The following is a 17,204-nucleotide window of genomic DNA, read 5'->3' as shown; positions in this document are numbered from 1 at the left end:
AGGACGTTCCCCACACGGTTTCTAACTCTGGGAGCCTAGAGATGGCGTTCCTTGTTATTAAGGTGGTGTGAATGATTAGAGGAAACCCGGAGATATTCAGAAGGCGTGTGGAGAGGTTCCAGAAACTACTCAGGGAGAACGAGATAGATGGGGCTGTCATAAGGACACTCTCCAGCTTCATCTACTTCACCGGCACCAAATGGCTCCGTCCGAGCCTCTTCATCCCTGCCGAGGGCGAACCATTAGTTTACGTTGTCAAGGGAGAGGCGGAGCTTTTCAAAAGAAAGAGCTGGATAGAAAACGTCGTCGAGTTCCAGAAGGTCGAGGACCTTATGGCTGGTGTTGTGAGCTGGATACATCGCAACGGCATGGAGCGTGTCGGTCTTGAGTTCGGCATTGAACGGGACGCATATCTCATATTCCTCAAGATATTCGAGCGTCTCAATCCAACGGTTGAGATAGTGGATATCCTTGATCTCACGATGGGCCTCAGGATGATAAAGGATGAATGGGAGCTCGACAATATCAGGAAGGCTGGAAAGATAGCCCAGAAGGGTATGAAGGTTTCAGAGGATGTTATAAAGCCTGGCATGAGCGAGCTCGAGATAGCGGCCGAGGTTATGCGCGAGCTCATGCTCAACGGCTCTGAGGATCCAAAGGTCTACGTTTCAACGACACCGAGGGCACATGCTGAACCCTTCCGCGACCTCAAGGTTCCCGAGAACGGGGTTGTTACCGTCGTTATAGGTGCCGACTGGAACCACTACTATGCCAATATGGCGAGGACTTTCGTGATTGGAGACCCTGGTGAGAGTGTAAAGAAGGCAATCGAGGTCAAGGAAGAGGCCTACAAGCTGGCGCTTGAAGAGACTCGGATTGGTGTCCCTTTAGCTTCCGTGGAGAAGAAGCTTGCGAATTTCTTTAAGGAGCGGGGCTTCGATGATGCTTACATAGCTGGCTACACCCACGGAGTCGGTCTGTTAATCGAGGAACCGCCGATAACGACCATCGTCGTCCCACAGAGGGCCGCGAAGGTACAAGAGAATATGGTTCTCACAATAATCCACCCGCCGCTCATGATTCCACAGGGCACTATAAAGCACGAAGACACTTACATAGTAAAGAAAAACGGTCTTGAGAGGGTCACCTAAAACACCCTTGCGTAGCCCCACTTCCGGACGCTCGTCAGGATTGATGTTTCCGTGCTCCTTATTCCCTCGATCTTTCCCAGCTTTTCTATTAGAAAGCTCTCCAGCTCCTGCAAATCCTTCACCGTTACCTGCATGAGTATGTCGTGCGCTCCTGTGGCTATGCCGAGAACATCAACTTCAGGCAGCTTGCTTAGCTCTTCCGCTGCTTGCTTTATTTTGTTTGGCTCGATGTCAACGGCTATGAATGCCACTATGTTATAGCCCGCCTTGAATGGGTTTATCAGTGCCGCGAACTTTCTTATGATTCCCCTTTCCAAGAGCTTCTTCACGCGGAGCCTTACCGTCGACTCAGGTACTCTGAGCCTCCTCGCTATCTCCGAGTAGCTCGCCCTCCCGTCCTCCTGGAGGATGTGGAGTATCATCCTATCGAGTTCGTCAAGGTGTTCATTCTCCCGCATTATGCAACCACCTATTCTGTCAATTCGACATTAAGGTCTTAAGCTTTTCTGCGAATTCACCAAAATTTGGGCGAAATTACTATTAATTCTACAACGTGTATAGCATTGGAGGCGAGATTATGGAGAGGGATGAAATAATCATGAGGTATTCAAGGGTATTTCCCAAGGCAGCGCGCGTTACCTACGCCCCTATAGTCGGAGTGAGGGCTGAAAACGCCAAAGTGTGGGACATCGAGGGGAGGGAATACATAGACTTCCTGAGCAACGCTGCTGTCCAGAACGTCGGCCACAACAACCCGCGCGTCGTGAATGCCGTTAAAGAGCAGGCCGATAGGCTGATTCACTTCACCTTCATCTACGGCTTTCCAGTCGAGCCCCTGCTCTTGGCAGAAAAGCTCGCCGAGATTTCCCCCATAGAGAATCCTAAAATCTCCTTTGGTCTCAGCGGAAGCGATGCCAACGATGGGGCAATAAAGTTCGCGAGGGCCTACACTGGGAGACGTCACATCCTCAGCTACCTAAGGAGCTATTATGGGGCAACGTATGGGGCGATGAGTGTCACCGGTTTGGAACTTGAGGTCCGCTCCATCGCAGGAGAGCTAAGTGAAGTTCACTACATTCCTTACCCAAACTGCTACCGCTGTCCCTTTGGCAAGGAGCCGAGGACCTGCCACATGGAGTGTGTTGAGTATCTGAAAGAGAAGTTTGAGGGAGAGGTTTACGCAGAGGGAACGGCTGCACTCTTTGCCGAGCCCATACAAGGCGACGCCGGGATGGTAGTGCCGCCGGAGGGCTACTTCAAAAAAATCAAGCGCATCCTCGATGAGCACGGCATTCTCCTCGTGGTGGACGAGGTGCAGAGCGGACTGGGTAGGACTGGAAAGTGGTTCGCGATAGAGCATTTCGGCGTTACGCCGGATATAATAACCCTCGCTAAGCCCCTCGGTGGCGGCTTACCTATAAGTGCGATAATCGGAAGGGCCGAGATAATGGACTCCCTGCCACCGCTCGGCCACACCTTCACGCTGAGCGGCAACCCAGTGGCGAGCAGAGCGGCCTTGGCAGTCATCGAGGAAATCGAAGAGAAAGATCTTCTTAGGAGAGCCAAAAAGCTCGGAAAGTATACGAAAAAGCGTCTTGAGAAGATGAAAGAGGAGCATGAACTCATCGGTGATGTCAGAGGGCTTGGACTGATGCTCGGCGTTGACCTCGTCAAGGACAGGGATACTAAGGAGAGGGCCTATGAGGAGGCAAGAAAAGTTGTATGGCGCGCCTACGAGCTCGGTCTTGTTTTGGCGTTCCTCCAGGGCAATGTGCTGAGGATCCAGCCGCCACTAACGATAGAGGAAGATGTGCTTGAAGAAGGTTTGAACAGGCTGGAGCAGGCGATAGCTGACGTCGAGGAAGGTAAGGTTCCAGATGACGTTCTTTCAAAGGTGCAGGGATGGTGATTTTAACAAGTTTTTGTCTATTTGGCTCATTTCCGAAAACTTTTTAAACAAATTTTGATACAGCTTGAGCGGGCTTCAATGGAAGCTTTGGAGTTCGAAAGGAAGAAGGTTTTGAAGATTGGGATCGAGGATAGAGTTGAGCCCTCAAAAGCTTTGGTTTTTGGCCTTCAGCACGTTCTGGCGATGTTTGGAGCGACCGTCACTGTTCCGCTGGTCGTGGGCGGTGCAATAGGTCTCAGCGGCGACCAGGTTGCCCTCATGATACAGGCGGTTCTTCTGACTATGGGTATCGCGACGCTCCTGCAGACAACGATAGGCTCGCGCTACCCGATAGTCCAGGGTTCGAGCTTTGCCTTCATCCCAGGGCTGATAGCGATAGGCTCAAGTATTGGCATGGCTGCTGTACAGGGTGCACTTATCGTGGGGGGCTTGATTGAGGCAGCAATAGGCTGGCTCGGTATAATCGGCAAGGTCAGAAAGCTCTTCACACCCCTCGTCACAGGAGTTACAATAATGCTCATAGGCTTCAGCCTGGCGGGCGTTGCCGTCAAGAACTTCCTCAACTTTTATGCCGACCCAAGCGGAAGCACCGTCGTGAGCTCCGTCATCGTCGCGGGGGTTACCTTCCTCACAACAGTGTTCGTCGCACTGAAGGCAAAGGGCAGCCTCAAAGCAATGCCCGTTGTCATAGGTGCCTTGGTGGGATACCTCGTCAGTATCCCCATAGGCCTAGCCAACTTCGACCTTGTGAAGAACCTTCCAGCATTCAGCCTGCCCAAGCTTCTTCCCTGGGGTGAGCCTGTATTTGATACGACGGCCGTTGTCATCCTGCTCTTCGCCTTCATGGTGAGCATAATCGAGAGCGTCGGCGACTACCATGCCATAGCGACCGTTACCGGCTCGGAAATAACGGAGAAGCACATAGCCCGAGGTATAGGCAGTGAAGGTCTGGCCTGCTCGATAGCCGGCCTTTTGGGGGCCTGCGGAACGACGAGCTATTCGGAGAACATAGGGGTCGTTGCCCTGACAAAGGTCGGGAGCAGGCACGTCGTTCAGGTCGGTGCAGTCATTCTAATCCTTCTGTCGCTGGTTCCCAAGTTTGCGGGGGTTCTGGCATCGATGCCGGCCCCAGTGCTCGGCGGTCTCACCTTGGCTCTCTATGGCATGATAAGCGTCACAGGGCTTAGGTTGATAACCGAAAAGGTCGAGCTCAACGACAGAAACACACTTATACTGGCTGCAGCTCTCGTAGCCGGCCTTGGAGCACCGCAGCTTCCGGCAGAATTCCTCGCCCACTTTCCGGAGATAGTTTCCAGCATACTTGAGTCAGGCATGGCGGTTGGAGCATTGACGGCAATAATCCTTGACAGGCTCCTTTGATCTTTCAATTTTTGAGAAAAGAAAAAGGAATTAGTAGATGGGACTCCTGTACGTTCCTCTGAACTCAAGCTCCTCAGGCATGTTGGAGAACGCTATTATCTGGTAGATTGCGGCAATTAGCAGCAGGATGCTGCCTATGAGTATTATGAGTGTTAACGCACCCCACCAGAGCCATTTGGCGGTCTTCTGGAACTCTTCTACCCCGGTTATTTCGTACATGACCTCCCACGCCTGCTTCTGGAAGTATACTGCCAGTATAAACACGGCGATTATGAGTATGATGCCGAGCAGAACCATCCCTATACCGAATGTCTCATAGGGATCATTCATGCCGCCTTTCGGCAGTGTTATTGCTCCAATCAAGATGAGAACTATTGCGAATACTACTCCCGCAATGGCCACAATGACGCTGTAGAGGTAATACTTGAAAGGCCTCTCATCACCAACCTTATCTCCGATTCCCTTCAGGGCGAGCAAGACCAGTATGAATGCAATCAGTGATAGCGTGCTTCCAAAGACGCCGATGTAGGGTATTGCTCCCATAAACGCCGCGACGAGCGCTAAGATTGATCCCCAGAGACCGAAGTTCTTTTCATTTCTGACGTCTATTGCCATAGAATTCCACCAAATTAATAACTCACGAACTTCTTAAAATCATTTCGAAAAAATGGCAAGAAATTAATGGGAAAAAGAGGTTCATTCTTTCTTTTCTTCTATCTTCCCAGCTTCCTTCTTCTCAGTGGGCTTTTCAACAGGCTTGGTATCATTCTTTTCCGCTGCTTTTGCGGCTGCCTTCTGAGCAGGCTTTGTCGGTGGCTTCGGCGGTCTGATGCCGTAGCCGAGTATCTTGAACTTCATGACCTCTCCGTCTCTCAGGTAGTAGGTGACCTCCTTCGTTTCCTTGTTGAACTCTATCTTCTCCACCGGGAATCTGTAGTCGGGGAACTTCTCGTTTATCTCCCTGAACTTGTCTGGATGGATTGGAACCCAGTCAAAGAGCTCCAGCTCCTCGTCCTTCCACTCGGTGGTGAGGATGTAGTTCTCGATGAAGCCCAGCGCTCCAGGTGGACAGACGTCGACACAGAACTCACAGAAGGTACACCTGCCATAGTCTATCTTTGGATGTGGCCTCTTCTCCATCTTGCCATCCACTTCTATCCAGGTCATCTCTATTGCCCTCGCCGGACATATCTGGCCGCAGAAGTTACAGCCGACACACTTCTTCCAGTCTAGAGTGTGGAATCCCCTGTAGTCCTTAGCTATCTGTACCCTCTCGTAGGGTATCTTGATAGTAACGGGCTTCTTGAAGAGGTACTTGAGGCCCATCCAGGGCTTGATGAATGATGGCTTCTTCCTGACTTTCTCCTCTGGGGCGACCTTAAAATCAACCTCCATTTTCATCACCTGTCAATGTCTGGTGGACAGTTGTCAAGGCTCATCAATATCACGGGGACGTCGGCTATTCTTGCTCCAACCAAGAGCTGCTCGAGAACCCTGACTCCGTGGGCTATACTTGGGCCCCTTATCTGCACTCTGTACGGCTTGTGCTTTCCATCACTGACGACATAGGCACCAAAGTCGCCCTTCGTTGATTCCACGTGGGCAAATGCATCTCCAGCCGGAACCTTAAACCTCGGGAGATTCTTGAGCTTGGGATCTTCAACCTTATACGGTCCGCTCGGCGGTCCCATCTCGAGGAGCTGGTCGAGGATGTAAAGATCCTGCTCAAGCTCGAAGCGCCTTATCAAAGCCCTCGCGAGGGCATCGCCCTCCTTCAGGACGGGAACCTCGAAGTCGAGCTCTGGATAGAGCAGGTATGGATCTGCCCTCCTCACGTCGTAGGGAACGCCGGTGGCTCTGAGGTTTGGCCCAGTGACGCCTTCGGCGAGGGCAAACTTCTTGTCCATCACTCCAATTCCCTCAAGCCTCCTGTGGGCAACGTAGTTCTCGAAGACAAGGTTGTCGAAGTCTGATAACTTGCTCCTGATGTACTCGACGGTGTCCTTGAGCTGGCGAAGCCACTTGTCGCCCGGAATGTCCCTCCTGACACCGCCGGGGATGGTGTATATGTGATAGACCCTGGCACCGGTCAGCTGCTCGAAGAGGGCCATCAGCCTCTCCCTGTAGGCAGCAGCCCACTGACCGGCAGTGTAGACACCGAGCTTGAAGCTGAGACCCATTATCCAGAACAGATATGCGGAAACCCTCGCCATTTCGAGGACGGTTGTTCTAATCCACTGAGCCCTCTCTGGAACCTCCCAGCCGATTATCTCATCAACGGCCATTGAGTATATTGCCTCGGGGACGTCTGGCTCTGGAACACAGATTCTAAGGAGGAGCGCTATGTTCGTGTGCCACGGCCTGTACTCGGCGAGCTTCTCAAAGCCCCTGTGGAGGAAGCCGGGGTTGGCTATAGCCTTCACAACCCTGTGACCGTCCATCTTGAGGATTATGCTGAAGTTCTCAGTAGCCATGTGCTGTGGGCCAAAGAACAACTCGTAAGTGTCCTTATCGATTGGGAGCAGATCCATCCCATTTTCTCTCGCTTCCCGAATGAGCTCATTCTGTGAAACCATAACTCTCACCTCAAATCACGTAGTTGTCCTTATCCTCATCGAACCTGTCGAGCAGCTTGTACTTCTTCTTCACGTAGGTCAGCATGTCGAAGTCCTTTCTGTGCGGGAAGAGCCCCTGCTCGGTATCGTCGAGGATCCACGGCATCTCCATCTTCTCATTGCCCTCGAAGTAGACTCCAAAGAAGTCGTGGGCGTCCCTCTCGTAGGTCTCAGCCACAGGGTAGATGTCCTTGACGGTCGGCATCCTTGCCTTATCGAGATCCCTCGGAATCCGTGTTCTGACCATGGCGTGGGTTCTGTGGGTCACGCTCCACATCTGATAGATGAGCTCAAGCTCACCGTCGTTGGGCCAGTCGACGGTCGTTATCTGGAGCATGAGCTCGAAGTCGTTATCCCTGAGCAGCATGAGGAAGTCCCTTATCCTGTCTGCCGGAATGCTGAACTCAATCCTCCGTTCGCGCCGCACCTTGCCCTCGGCGTAGGGGGCTTTTTCAAGGATTTTGTCAACGAGCATCTGCTCTCTCTCCCACTTAACTTCCCCCATCTCGTTCACTCCTCCTTTTTCTTGTCCACCAGCCATGGGATCCACCTTCTGGCTTCCCTCTCACGCCATCCTTCGCCGAAGAGCTCGTCCTGGTTCTTCTTGTACCACTCGTAGTTCTCCTTGTACCTCTTCCATCCGTCTGCTGTTCCGTTCTCAATCATCTCCATTATCTTCTGGATTCCGTCCATGACTGCCTCTGGCCGCGGCATGCATCCGGCTATGACGACATCGACCGGGATGTACTTGTCGAGGTGCTTGATAGCGTTGTAGGCGTCCCAGTAGATTCCACCGTTGAGCGGGCAGGAGCCGTGCGCCAGGACGTACTTTGGATCAGGTGCCATTTCGTAGGTGATTATGATTCTTTTGAGGGTCTTTGGCGTAACGTAGCCCGTGATGAGGAAGAGGTCGTACTGTCTTGGACTCGGGTCCGGTATCATACCGAATCGCTCTAGGTCATACCTTGACGTCATGAGGGGCGGCATCTCTATACCGCCGCATCCGGTACAGAACGACACAATCCAAAGGCTCTTCTTTCTCGCATAATTAAAGAGAGGTTCAAAGAGTCTCCAGTCCACCATTTTCATCACCTCACAGGCTTGCAAGTATCGCTCCGAGTGCGGCTATGATGGTCGGCCACTTCCAGTAGAACTTGGCCGCCTGGTCAATCGTGAACCTCGGGAATATCGTGCTGACGAATACCGCTATGAGGAGCACCGCTATCTGCTTGACGAGGAGTATTGCAAGGCTGGCTATGGTGTTCAGTATCGGGCTTGCAAAGGCAGTAATAACTGCTCCGCCTAGGAATATGTTGCTGAAGAACAGCGTCTCCGCGAAGAGGGCTATGGCGTGCTGTATCTGGAGTATTCCCATGTGTTTTCCGCCGAACTCGACCATCGGACCGAGGGAGATTTCACCTGGTGCAATCATGATGTCGAAGGGCTCCTTGCCGAACATTGCCTGAAGGACGATGTCGTAGGCTATGGCGGCTAAGAGGAGCGGCAGGTGTATTATACTCCATCCGCTGATCTGCTGAGCCATGACTATCTCGTAGGTGCTGAAGGTTCCGTAAAACTCTGCGAGTGCTATTATCGCGAAGCCGAGGGGCACCTGAATGGCCAGCATAGTAAGCAGGGCCCTCTGGGCGCCTATTCCTGCATAGGGGTTTCCTGAGCTCATTGCAGCGAACATTATTCCCAGCATCGGTATCTCGAGGAGGAAGGTGATGAGGATGAGGTCCCCGTAGGCCCTGAGTATGCTGACGCTTCCCAGCGGGATGAAGAACAAAGCCAGTACCGTAGCTCCAAGGGCGTAGATGATGCCGAAGTCGTAGATTAATCCGTGGGTAATGTTCTCCTTCTTGCCGAAGAACTTGATGGTGTCAAGTATGGGCTGATAGATTGGCGGTCCTACCCTTCTGTGTATCCTTGCGCTCACTTTCCTGATTATTCCCATGAACATGAACCCGACGAAGGTCGCATAAATTAGGAGGAATAAAGCCTTCAGCGCTACCTCAAGCATTCTTCACACCCCCCACATAGCGAGGATTAACAGGACTATGGCAAGATACCAGGCATAGCTCTGGACGTTTCCATTGTAGACGTAGTTCCTCATGGTCTCGGCGAAGTCCTCAACAGTCTTTCCAACGTCCTTGTAGAACCTGTCAAAGCTCATTCTGAGCCAGAAGGACAGGGCCTCCTTGAGCGGAAGGAAGAAGTTCCTCCTGATGGTGAGGTTGTACTCCATCGTTACTGGGTTTCCTGACTGGTAGGTGTCCGTAACGGGGACTTTTCTCACGCCTGCCCCCATGAAGTAGACTATGGCCGCAATGAGCATGCCGACCACAAACCAGACAGTGAGGAGGAGGCCGTTGTACTTACCGAAGCCGAGGTTCAGCTCCCATATAGTTCCACCGATGACCTCTCTGCCGAATATCTTGTTTAACTCCTGGGCCACAAGACCTGGAGCGACACCGAAGACGACGTTGAGCACCGCAAGTATGCCCATGCCTATGGCAAGGGGCAATGGAGCGTCCTTGGTGTCATCAAGGTCGGTTGGCCTCTGACCGAACCAGACTGCGTAGGTGAACCTGATGAGGTAGACGAAACCTACGGCACTTCCAAAGAACACCATCGCACCGAGTATTGGCATGTTCTGGCTTATGACCGACTCAAAGATTAGCCACTTGCTGGCGAAGCCGACCATCGGCGGAATTCCAGCGAGGCTGAGTATTGCTACAAAGGCCATCGCAAATGTTACTGGCATCTTCTCTGCCAGTCCGCCCATGTCCTTGAACTCCGTCTTCCCGGTGCGGTAGATTATGGTGGCCACTATGAGGAAGAACAGTCCCTTGAAGAGGGCGTGGCTTATGGCGTGGTAAATGGCGGCTTCAATGCTCAATGCAGTCCCAACACCTATGCCCACTAGGATGTAACCTATCTGGCTTATACTGGAGTAGGCGAAGAGCTTCCTGATGTCCTCCTGGAGCGCCGCGAGGATGCCGCCGACGATAATGGTTAGACCACCGAGAAATGCTATGATGTAGCCGAACTTGGGGACGGTTCTAATCGTTCCGAATTCGTAGAGCAGGCGGTAGCCTATGAGCATGTAGATGAGGATAAATCCGTAAACGCCAGTCTTGCTGAGGACGCCGCTGAACATCGCGGTGTAGCTCTGGTTGGTCTCGCTGTAGGCATCGGGCGCCCACACGTGAAGCGGGAACATCCCGGCCTTAACGCCAAAGGCGACCAGGAAGAGACCGAAGATTAACGCAATTTCGCCCTTGCTAAAGATGGTAGATGAGCCGACAGCCGCCAGTGCCGCGTCCTGTGAGAACGCTCTGTAAACTTCTATAAAGCTGAAGGAGCCGACTTTGGCGTAGATTATGCCTATCGCTATGAGCATCGCGTAGGCTCCGATAACGCTGAGCACGAAGTACTTGAGTGAGGCCTCCCTGTTGTACTTGAGGACCATCATGAAGCTTCCGAAGGTCATGATTTCCCAGAAGATGAAGAACCCTAACAGGTCGTAGGCTATGAAGATGCCGTAGACGCCGGTGAGGCTCATCAGGGCAAACAGCCACTCGTAGCCGTTCTTTGAGGTTGAGACCATTCCAAGCACTGCGGCAAGGCCAACAACACCGGCTATCATAGCGAATATCCAGCTCATGTGGGTTAATGTGAACTCAAGGGTGAAGCCGGCAAAGTTCAGCGTGTACTGTATCATTCCTTCGGCATCAACGGTTGGATAGAGCTTGATGAGGTAAGCTAGGGGAAGGGCTGCACCGGCAACGCCGAGCAGCTCTCTAATAACTTTGATGTCAAGCGCCCAGGCGATAACGCCAGCAATCAGAGGCGCGAAAATGATAACGATGAGTTCGTTAATCATGCTCCCACCCCCATCAGTGGAACGTTCTTAACGTACTGGGCCACGTTGAAGATGTCCTCCCCAGCCTTCCTGGCGAGCTCCCAAACGTAGTCCGGGTAGACTCCTATGACGACCACCAAAGCCGCGAGGAAGAACATCATGAGGCCGATGACCATGCTCTCGCTGATCCTCTCTCCCTCTCCTTCGAACCATATGGCGTGGAGCAGCCTGAAGTAATAGACCGCCTCCACGACGCTCGCTGAAAGTACAAGTACTGCCGCCCAGGTGTAGCCGACGTTCAGGGTCGCAAGGATTATTCTGATCTTGCTCCAGAAGACGTTGAAGAGCGGTATTCCGATGGTGGCTACTGCACCAACTGAGATAGCGAAGGCCGTGAGCGGCATCCTCCTGCCGAGTCCCTGGAACTTCTCCAGCTCTGCACCGCCGAGGGTTATCGCCACGTAGCCGACGGCGAGGAACAGGAGAACTTTGACTATCGCGTGGTTGATCATGTGGAAGACACCAGCGTCAACGCCGGCCTGAGTGCCGAGGGCGAAGGCGAGTGCTATGAGGCCTATCTGGGCGATACTGGAGTAGGCTATCATCCTCTTGACGTTCTTCTGCCTAAGCGCTGCCAGCTCGGCAACGACGACGGTGAGGGCGGCCATTACGATGAGAAGCCTGAGCACTGAGCCCCAGCTCTCGACGACCTGCATGAGGTAGATAATCCTCGCCATGGCGTAGAGGGCAGCCTTGACGACAAAGGCGGAGAACATGACGGTGATTGGGTGCGGTGCTGCCTGATAAGCGTCGGGCGCCCAGGCGTTGAGTGGGAAGAGCTCAGCCTCGACGGCCAGACCAAGAATTATGAGCGCGAGGCCGACCTGGGCTACGGTGGGATCCATAGTTGCTGCGAGCTGGGCTATCTGGGCCATGTTGAGGGTTCCGAGGGAGCCGTAGATTAAAGCGACACCGATGAGGAAGAAGCTTGAACCGATTCCACCGAGGATGATGTACTTCATTGACGCTTCGGCCGATTCACCTGTCTTGTTGTAGGCCGTGAGGGCGTAGGCAGTTATTGCCGTTATCTCCATGAAGACGAAGAGGTTGAATATATCACCGGTCGCTATCATTCCGGTGGCACCAAGCATCAGCAGGAGGAAGAGCATGGCATACTTGTCGATGGGTTCGGTTTTGACCGCGCTGATGCTGAAGATCGAAGTGAAGAGGCTAACGACTGCTATTATGAGTACGAAGAGCGCCGCGAAATGGCCGAGGTAGAGGTTGATTCCAACGGGTGGCTTCCAGCCGCCGGCGATGACTATTATTGGCTGGCCAGTAGTATAGACCTCCTTGAAGACCCATGCGGCTATTCCAGTCTGGAGGGCGGTAACTAGGATCAGGAAGTACCTGACGGCGTTCTTTCCCATTCCCTTAAACACGGGGACGAAGAACGCGCTGATGAGGGGTAACGCTATGAGCAGAGCAGCGTACTGCCCGTTCATCCTCTCAACCTCCTTATCTCTTCAACGTTAAGGGTTCCGTACTTCTCGTAAATCAGTATGGCAACGCTAAGGGCCATGGCGGTGGTGGCAACTCCAATAACTATCGCCGTGAGAACCAATGCCTGCGGAATCGGGTCAACTGCCTGGCTCGGACCTATTCCTTCGCTCAGTATTGGGGCGCTCTTGCCGCTCACGTAGCCAATGCTGATGAGTAGCAGGTTAACACCCGTTTCCATTATGCTGAGGCCTATGAGAATCTTGAGCAGGTTCTTTTTCACCAGGATTGCGTAGAGGCCTACGAGGATGAGCGCTATCGCACCAAAGTAGTAGACGCTTATCATTCGCTCACCTCCTCCTTGAGCATGTTGTCGATGATTCCGCTGAGCTCCGTGCCGACCTTAATGCCGATGATGGTGTAGATTATTGGTATGAAGCCACCGCTCAGCAGTCTACCGACGTTGTCCCAGCCAAACTGCCAGGTCTGCCATATCCAGTCGAAGAGGAAGTAACCGCCTATTGCGAGACCAACTAGACCAACGGCGACGTAGCTCATGCCAGCTAGGCCCTCAGTGACCTCAAAGCCCCTGTGTGGGATTTCGTAGGTTATGAACGCGAGGTACAGCAGCAGGAAGGCAGTGGCAATGGTGGCTCCTCCTGGGAATCCTCCACCCGGGGTGAGGTGTCCGTGAATGAAGATGTAGGCACCGAAGAGCATCACGAAGGGGAAGAGCAGCCTCGTTCCGGTTGTGAGAACTATTGAGCCCTCGGTCTTTGCGGTTCTCTCCTTCTTTCTTCTCCAGAGCAGGGCTCCAACGCCAGTAGATGCTATAAACAGGACGGTGACCTCACCAAGGGTATCAAATCCGCGGTAGTTGACGACGACGGCGGTGACGGCGTTAACAGAGCCGGTCTGCTGTTTCACATTGTCGAGATAGTACTGGCCGACGAGCATCTTGTCCTCGCCGAAGGGGACCCCGGCCAACCCCTGAGCCAGCCAGTACCCTATGATGAGGAGTGTGATTATTGCCAAAGCACGCTTGACTACCATCTCACCCACCACCCGGGCTTTTCTTCTTCCTCCGTCTCGAACCTCTGGGTTCTCTTAATGGCGAATATGAACACGGCACCGCTGAGTGCAGCACCTATTGCTGCCTCGGTCATAGCCACGTCCGGAGCCTGCAGGAAGAAGAACAGCAGTGAGGCGAACAGGCTGACGGCTGCCATTCCGACGGCGGCAGCTAGTATGTCCTTCCACTCGACGGCGAGTATTGCGGAGACTACCATGATCGCAACTATTAAGTGGGGGATGTAATACGCGAGGTTCATTCCTCACCACCCTCTCCGGTTTCATCAGTTTCTTCGGGGGTTTCCTCGGCTTTGACCTTCGCCTCGAGGTGCTCACTGTACTTGTCGACGATGCTGCCTTCCCACAGTGGGATTCCGCTCTTGTACGCTGCCCTTATGAGTGCGTGGGCGCTTATTGGGTTGGTAAGCAGGAGGAACACAGCGATGACAATGGTCTTTGTGAGCCATGCCGCGCTTCCGAAGTCGGTCCCGAGAGCCCAAATTCCGACACCAACTATGACACCCAGAGAACCAAGGGTGGCGCTCTTGGTCGAGGTCTGCATCCTGTTGTAAACGTCGGGCATCCTGATCAGACCTAGGGCTGATAGGAAGTAGAAGAACGCCCCCAGCAAGACGAGAACTTCTCCGATCACCGTAAGAGCGCTCATAGGCCTCCCTCCATGTAGCGCGCGAATGCCATGACTCCACCGAAGGCCAGAATCGCGTATACCAGGGCAACGTCGAGGAATATCATTCTCTGGTAGTAGAGCGCGAAGAGCACCATTAGTCCGGTGGTTATGGTTGTCATTATATCAACAGCCACGATTCTGTCCACTGTCGTTGGTCCTCTGAAGATCCTGTACATGCTGAGGAGCGTTGCTATCGCTATCAGGGCGAGATAAACGTTTATCCCTATCATCCGAAGATCACCTTCAGGAACTTTTCAAAGGGCTCGGTTATGCTCTTAGAAGCGCCTTCAACGGAATCATCCTTGACGTCTATCCAGTGGATGAAGTACCTGTCACCGTCAACGTCGAGGGTTATGGTTCCGGGCGTCAGGGTTATTGAGTTCGCAAGGCTGAGCTTCCCAACGTCGCTCTTGAGAACAGTTCTGCACTCAACAATTCCTGGGTTTATGGGTCTCTTGGGGTGAAGAACTCTGTATGCAACATCGAGGTTGGCCATGATCATTGCCCAGAGGAAGTAGGGTATGTAAGCTATTGCGTAGGCGATCCTCTTTGGATGCAGGTTTGCGAGGCCATTGGTGGTGAATATCTCGTAGGTGAAGGCTCCGACGATTAGAGACAGTAGCAGGCCGAATCCGAGTTCTTGTGGATCTAAACTAGCCGTTAGAAACAGCCATATCAGGAACAGCACGATAACCGTGTACAGGTAGCGGCTTATCTTGCTTGCTTCTCCCATTCAGCAACCCTCCAGTGGTTGATGGAAGTGCTCCCAACAGAGTTAAGCGAAGCTAATTTTAGGTTTAAAACAATGACTTATAAACCTTACCAGCGAAGAACAAAGGTTTAAAACTTTTGGTTAAAATAGAGACGGCAGATTTGTTCTATGATGTTAAGAAGAGTCCTTTGGGACGCATGACTTTATAGAAGTCATGAACTTCTCAAATTTGTTTACTAAAAGTTGAGAAAGTTGAGGAAAACTTCAATCAACAAATTACAGGAGAAGAGAGGGTTCAATAAATTGAAATCCTCTTGACGCCCTCAAGCTTGGAGAGTTCGTTTATCAGGTCCCCGGGAATTGGCTTCTCGGTGATGATGGTGAGTGTTGCTTCAGGATACAGCTCCGGATCCTCGGCAACTACCTGAATAATGTTGATGTCCCTCTCGGCGATCTTCTGAGCGATCTTGGCGAGTATTCCTATCGCCCTCGGCTCGGGCTCGATCTCAATGACGCCGTAGCCAACATGCCTCCCGACGTACTTCATGTGAACGGTTGGCTCGAGGTTGGTGTATATCTCCTTCAGCTCGGGTATCTTGAGTATCATGCCGACGGTCTCCTTGACGACCCTTCTGTCCACGTCAAGGGCCTTGGCTATCTTGGTGTATGGAACCTCTATGTCGCCCGCTTTAATCTTCATGTCGTCAGAGACGCGAAGGCCATACTTGAGAAGCGTTTTGGCAATCTGCTTTCTGACGGGATATTCATCAAAGTAATGCTCAATCTTTCCCCACATGATCAATCACCCATGGTAGTCCATCGATAGACTGTTTAATTCAATAATATTAAAATGTTTCCATGCCCGCATGATGGCAAAAGGTCTTCCCTTAAAAATCTTTAGGCGGGGGAGTCTTTGAGATTCCATCATGTGACGGATTTTTTATCCATCGACGAATTTTTAAAAGGCGTTTAGGAAACCGGGAATCATGATTGAAGTCAAGCTCCCCCATACGTACTTTGAAGATCTCGGCGAGAGTGTAAGACTAATCTGGCGAGATACTCTCTATGCCGAGTTTGAAAAGAGTGAGCTGATTCAGGTTATAAAGCGAAAATATCGCGTGAAGCCAGAGGTTACCGCGAGGGATGGTGCGCTTATTATCGATACCGATTATTCCGACGTCGAAAAGTACATTGCAATATACATTCAGAACAACCTCGGCGCCCTTCTTAGAAACAGGTACACAAATCGAAAGGTTCTCTACATTCACGAGGGGATGGACGTTCCTTTACTTGGTTACAACGCTTTTGGCTTAATAGATAGGGGAACTAATCTCATCCAAATTAGGGGTGTGAGCGGCTGCAACCTGAGCTGCATCTTCTGCTCTGTTGACGAGGGGCCCTATTCAAGAACCAGAAAGCTCGACTATGTGGTTGATATTGATTACCTGATAAAGTGGTTTGACGACGTCGCTCAAATCAAGGGAAAAGGTCTTGAGGCACACTTAGACGGTCAGGGAGAACCACTTCTCTATCCTTTCCGCGTGGAGCTCGTTCAGGCTTTGAGAGAGCATCCGAACGTTAGGGTAATCTCGATGCAGAGTAACGGGACTCTGCTAAACGATAGACTCGTGGAAGAACTTGCTGAGGCAGGTCTCGATAGGGTGAATCTCTCACTCCACTCCCTCGACCCAGAGAAGGCCAAGATGCTTATGGGGCGGAAGGACTACGACCTTCAGCATGTCCTGGACATGGCCGAGGCGCTGGTAAACGCTGGAGTGGACGTGCTCATTGCCCCAGTGATAATCTTCGGCATCAACGACAACGAGGCCGAGGCCTTCATAGAGTTCGCGAGGAGGATTGGGGCGGGTAAGAGATGGCCTGCTCTTGGCTTCCAGAACTACATCCCCTACAAGTTCGGCAGGAATCCAACTATAGCCAAGCTCGTGCCGTTCAAAAAGTTTTACGAGTGGCTCCGCGAGCTGGAGCAGAAGACCGGCATGAAGCCCCTCGTCCTGAAGCCTCACCACTTCGGCATGGAGAAGCGTGAATTCATCCCCCTTGCCTTCAGGCCGGGGGAAGTTGTAAGGGCCGAGGTTGTTCTGCCAGGCAGAATCCAGGGTGAGATGCTGGCAAAAGCCAGGAACAGGCTTATCGAGGTCATCAATACAGATGCCGAGGTCGGTGACAGGATAAAAATCAAGATAGTGAGAACGAGGCATGGGATTTACATAGCAACCCCAATCTGACCACAAATTATTTAAAGGCGTCTTATTCTTTTATACTCGAGTGGGTAGTCATGAGGCGCACACT

General features: G+C 52.3%; 20 protein-coding genes. 4 read left to right on the top strand and 16 right to left on the bottom strand.

What is annotated here, in order from left to right:
* Positions 1 to 74: 74 nt before the first annotated feature.
* On the top strand, positions 75 to 1,151 hold the full coding sequence (locus E3E33_RS09020; RefSeq protein ID WP_048055143.1) for a Xaa-Pro peptidase family protein: 1,077 nt from the start codon (positions 75 to 77) through the stop codon (positions 1,149 to 1,151).
* Here E3E33_RS09020 and E3E33_RS09015 read toward each other — a convergent pair.
* Positions 1,148 to 1,609, bottom strand: a complete 462-nt coding sequence (locus tag E3E33_RS09015) for an Lrp/AsnC family transcriptional regulator (protein ID WP_012571440.1) — start codon at positions 1,607 to 1,609, stop codon at positions 1,148 to 1,150. The two genes, E3E33_RS09020 and E3E33_RS09015, sit on opposite strands and share 4 nt — an antisense overlap.
* Positions 1,610 to 1,728: 119 nt before the next feature.
* On the opposite strand from E3E33_RS09015, the gene E3E33_RS09010 reads away from it, so the two are divergent.
* Entirely contained in the window at positions 1,729 to 3,060 is a 1,332-nt protein-coding gene (locus E3E33_RS09010) for a leucine/methionine racemase (RefSeq protein WP_012571441.1), read from the top strand.
* A gap of 78 nt (positions 3,061 to 3,138) precedes the next feature.
* Positions 3,139 to 4,440: a uracil-xanthine permease family protein gene (locus E3E33_RS09005; RefSeq protein ID WP_167710818.1), complete on the top strand. Its 1,302-nt coding sequence runs from the start codon at positions 3,139 to 3,141 to the stop codon at positions 4,438 to 4,440.
* 30 nt (positions 4,441 to 4,470) lie between these two features.
* Here E3E33_RS09005 and E3E33_RS09000 read toward each other — a convergent pair whose 3' ends face one another.
* The 15 genes from E3E33_RS09000 to E3E33_RS08930 all read right to left on the bottom strand — a co-directional run bounded on the left by E3E33_RS09000 (position 4,471) and on the right by E3E33_RS08930 (position 15,690).
* The gene (locus E3E33_RS09000) at positions 4,471 to 5,055 is read right to left on the bottom strand and encodes a DUF996 domain-containing protein (RefSeq protein ID WP_167710726.1); all 585 of its coding nucleotides are present in this window, start codon (positions 5,053 to 5,055) and stop codon (positions 4,471 to 4,473) included.
* An 81-nt stretch (positions 5,056 to 5,136) separates the two neighbouring features.
* Complete coding sequence (nuoI, locus tag E3E33_RS08995; RefSeq protein WP_012571444.1) at positions 5,137 to 5,835, bottom strand: NADH-quinone oxidoreductase subunit NuoI; 699 nt, start codon at positions 5,833 to 5,835, stop codon at positions 5,137 to 5,139.
* A 5-nt stretch (positions 5,836 to 5,840) separates the two neighbouring features.
* Complete coding sequence (locus E3E33_RS08990) at positions 5,841 to 7,016, bottom strand: NADH-quinone oxidoreductase subunit D (protein ID WP_012571445.1); 1,176 nt, start codon at positions 7,014 to 7,016, stop codon at positions 5,841 to 5,843.
* Positions 7,017 to 7,026: 10 nt separating this feature from the next.
* On the bottom strand, positions 7,027 to 7,560 hold the full coding sequence (locus E3E33_RS08985) for an NADH-quinone oxidoreductase subunit C (RefSeq protein WP_012571446.1): 534 nt from the start codon (positions 7,558 to 7,560) through the stop codon (positions 7,027 to 7,029).
* Between the two features lie 5 nt (positions 7,561 to 7,565).
* The gene (locus tag E3E33_RS08980) at positions 7,566 to 8,138 is read right to left on the bottom strand and encodes an NADH-quinone oxidoreductase subunit B family protein (RefSeq protein ID WP_012571447.1); all 573 of its coding nucleotides are present in this window, start codon (positions 8,136 to 8,138) and stop codon (positions 7,566 to 7,568) included.
* Positions 8,139 to 8,148: 10 nt separating this feature from the next.
* Entirely contained in the window at positions 8,149 to 9,078 is a 930-nt protein-coding gene (locus E3E33_RS08975; RefSeq protein WP_012571448.1) for a respiratory chain complex I subunit 1 family protein, read from the bottom strand.
* Positions 9,079 to 9,081: 3 nt separating this feature from the next.
* The gene (locus E3E33_RS08970; RefSeq protein WP_206203326.1) at positions 9,082 to 10,944 is read right to left on the bottom strand and encodes a proton-conducting transporter membrane subunit; all 1,863 of its coding nucleotides are present in this window, start codon (positions 10,942 to 10,944) and stop codon (positions 9,082 to 9,084) included.
* Positions 10,941 to 12,428, bottom strand: coding sequence for a proton-conducting transporter membrane subunit (locus E3E33_RS08965; RefSeq protein WP_167710725.1), 1,488 nt, complete (start codon positions 12,426 to 12,428; stop codon positions 10,941 to 10,943). The genes E3E33_RS08970 and E3E33_RS08965 overlap by 4 nt, the downstream gene beginning before the upstream one ends.
* Entirely contained in the window at positions 12,425 to 12,769 is a 345-nt protein-coding gene (locus tag E3E33_RS08960) for an NADH-quinone oxidoreductase subunit K (protein WP_012571451.1), read from the bottom strand. The genes E3E33_RS08965 and E3E33_RS08960 overlap by 4 nt, the downstream gene beginning before the upstream one ends.
* Positions 12,766 to 13,476: a Na(+)/H(+) antiporter subunit B gene (locus E3E33_RS08955; RefSeq protein ID WP_012571452.1), complete on the bottom strand. Its 711-nt coding sequence runs from the start codon at positions 13,474 to 13,476 to the stop codon at positions 12,766 to 12,768. Before E3E33_RS08955 ends, E3E33_RS08960 begins: the two co-directional genes overlap by 4 nt.
* On the bottom strand, positions 13,470 to 13,754 hold the full coding sequence (locus tag E3E33_RS08950) for a DUF4040 domain-containing protein (protein ID WP_167710724.1): 285 nt from the start codon (positions 13,752 to 13,754) through the stop codon (positions 13,470 to 13,472). Before E3E33_RS08950 ends, E3E33_RS08955 begins: the two co-directional genes overlap by 7 nt.
* On the bottom strand, positions 13,751 to 14,161 hold the full coding sequence (gene mnhG, locus E3E33_RS08945; protein WP_167710723.1) for a monovalent cation/H(+) antiporter subunit G: 411 nt from the start codon (positions 14,159 to 14,161) through the stop codon (positions 13,751 to 13,753). The genes E3E33_RS08950 and mnhG overlap by 4 nt, the downstream gene beginning before the upstream one ends.
* Positions 14,158 to 14,412 carry a monovalent cation/H+ antiporter complex subunit F gene (locus E3E33_RS08940; RefSeq protein ID WP_012571455.1) on the bottom strand — a complete coding sequence of 85 codons (255 nt, stop codon included), beginning with the start codon at positions 14,410 to 14,412 and terminating at the stop codon, positions 14,158 to 14,160. The genes mnhG and E3E33_RS08940 overlap by 4 nt, the downstream gene beginning before the upstream one ends.
* Positions 14,409 to 14,915 (bottom strand): Na+/H+ antiporter subunit E, encoded by a 507-nt coding sequence (locus E3E33_RS08935; protein WP_012571456.1) that lies wholly within the window; start codon positions 14,913 to 14,915, stop codon positions 14,409 to 14,411. Before E3E33_RS08935 ends, E3E33_RS08940 begins: the two co-directional genes overlap by 4 nt.
* A gap of 274 nt (positions 14,916 to 15,189) precedes the next feature.
* Positions 15,190 to 15,690 (bottom strand): hypothetical protein, encoded by a 501-nt coding sequence (locus E3E33_RS08930; RefSeq protein ID WP_012571457.1) that lies wholly within the window; start codon positions 15,688 to 15,690, stop codon positions 15,190 to 15,192.
* Positions 15,691 to 15,880: 190 nt separating this feature from the next.
* Here E3E33_RS08930 and E3E33_RS08925 point away from each other — a divergent pair, with 190 nt between their 5' ends.
* The gene (locus tag E3E33_RS08925) at positions 15,881 to 17,140 is read left to right on the top strand and encodes a radical SAM protein (RefSeq protein WP_012571458.1); all 1,260 of its coding nucleotides are present in this window, start codon (positions 15,881 to 15,883) and stop codon (positions 17,138 to 17,140) included.
* Positions 17,141 to 17,204: the final 64 nt, after the last annotated feature.

Source organism: Thermococcus sp. GR5, from assembly GCF_012027535.1.
GTDB lineage: Archaea > Methanobacteriota_B > Thermococci > Thermococcales > Thermococcaceae > Thermococcus > Thermococcus onnurineus.
This window is presented reverse-complemented; position numbering and strand designations above follow the sequence as displayed.

Bases quoted from the DNA above. Each gene is read 5' to 3' on its own strand.
- E3E33_RS09015 (WP_012571440.1), bottom strand. From the start codon at position 1,609: ATGCGGGAGAATGAACACCTTGACGAACTCGATAGGATGATACTCCAC.
- E3E33_RS09010 (WP_012571441.1), top strand. From the start codon at position 1,729: ATGGAGAGGGATGAAATAATCATGAGGTATTCAAGGGTATTTCCCAAG.
- E3E33_RS09005 (WP_167710818.1), top strand. From the start codon at position 3,139: ATGGAAGCTTTGGAGTTCGAAAGGAAGAAGGTTTTGAAGATTGGGATC.
- E3E33_RS09000 (WP_167710726.1), bottom strand. From the start codon at position 5,055: ATGGCAATAGACGTCAGAAATGAAAAGAACTTCGGTCTCTGGGGATCA.
- nuoI (WP_012571444.1), bottom strand. From the start codon at position 5,835: ATGGAGGTTGATTTTAAGGTCGCCCCAGAGGAGAAAGTCAGGAAGAAG.
- E3E33_RS08990 (WP_012571445.1), bottom strand. From the start codon at position 7,016: ATGGTTTCACAGAATGAGCTCATTCGGGAAGCGAGAGAAAATGGGATG.
- E3E33_RS08985 (WP_012571446.1), bottom strand. From the start codon at position 7,560: ATGGGGGAAGTTAAGTGGGAGAGAGAGCAGATGCTCGTTGACAAAATC.
- E3E33_RS08980 (WP_012571447.1), bottom strand. From the start codon at position 8,138: ATGGTGGACTGGAGACTCTTTGAACCTCTCTTTAATTATGCGAGAAAG.
- E3E33_RS08975 (WP_012571448.1), bottom strand. From the start codon at position 9,078: ATGCTTGAGGTAGCGCTGAAGGCTTTATTCCTCCTAATTTATGCGACC.
- E3E33_RS08970 (WP_206203326.1), bottom strand. From the start codon at position 10,944: ATGATTAACGAACTCATCGTTATCATTTTCGCGCCTCTGATTGCTGGC.
- E3E33_RS08965 (WP_167710725.1), bottom strand. From the start codon at position 12,428: ATGAACGGGCAGTACGCTGCTCTGCTCATAGCGTTACCCCTCATCAGC.
- E3E33_RS08960 (WP_012571451.1), bottom strand. From the start codon at position 12,769: ATGATAAGCGTCTACTACTTTGGTGCGATAGCGCTCATCCTCGTAGGC.
- E3E33_RS08955 (WP_012571452.1), bottom strand. From the start codon at position 13,476: ATGGTAGTCAAGCGTGCTTTGGCAATAATCACACTCCTCATCATAGGG.
- E3E33_RS08950 (WP_167710724.1), bottom strand. From the start codon at position 13,754: ATGAACCTCGCGTATTACATCCCCCACTTAATAGTTGCGATCATGGTA.
- mnhG (WP_167710723.1), bottom strand. From the start codon at position 14,161: ATGAGCGCTCTTACGGTGATCGGAGAAGTTCTCGTCTTGCTGGGGGCG.
- E3E33_RS08940 (WP_012571455.1), bottom strand. From the start codon at position 14,412: ATGATAGGGATAAACGTTTATCTCGCCCTGATAGCGATAGCAACGCTC.
- E3E33_RS08935 (WP_012571456.1), bottom strand. From the start codon at position 14,915: ATGGGAGAAGCAAGCAAGATAAGCCGCTACCTGTACACGGTTATCGTG.
- E3E33_RS08930 (WP_012571457.1), bottom strand. From the start codon at position 15,690: ATGTGGGGAAAGATTGAGCATTACTTTGATGAATATCCCGTCAGAAAG.
- E3E33_RS08925 (WP_012571458.1), top strand. From the start codon at position 15,881: ATGATTGAAGTCAAGCTCCCCCATACGTACTTTGAAGATCTCGGCGAG.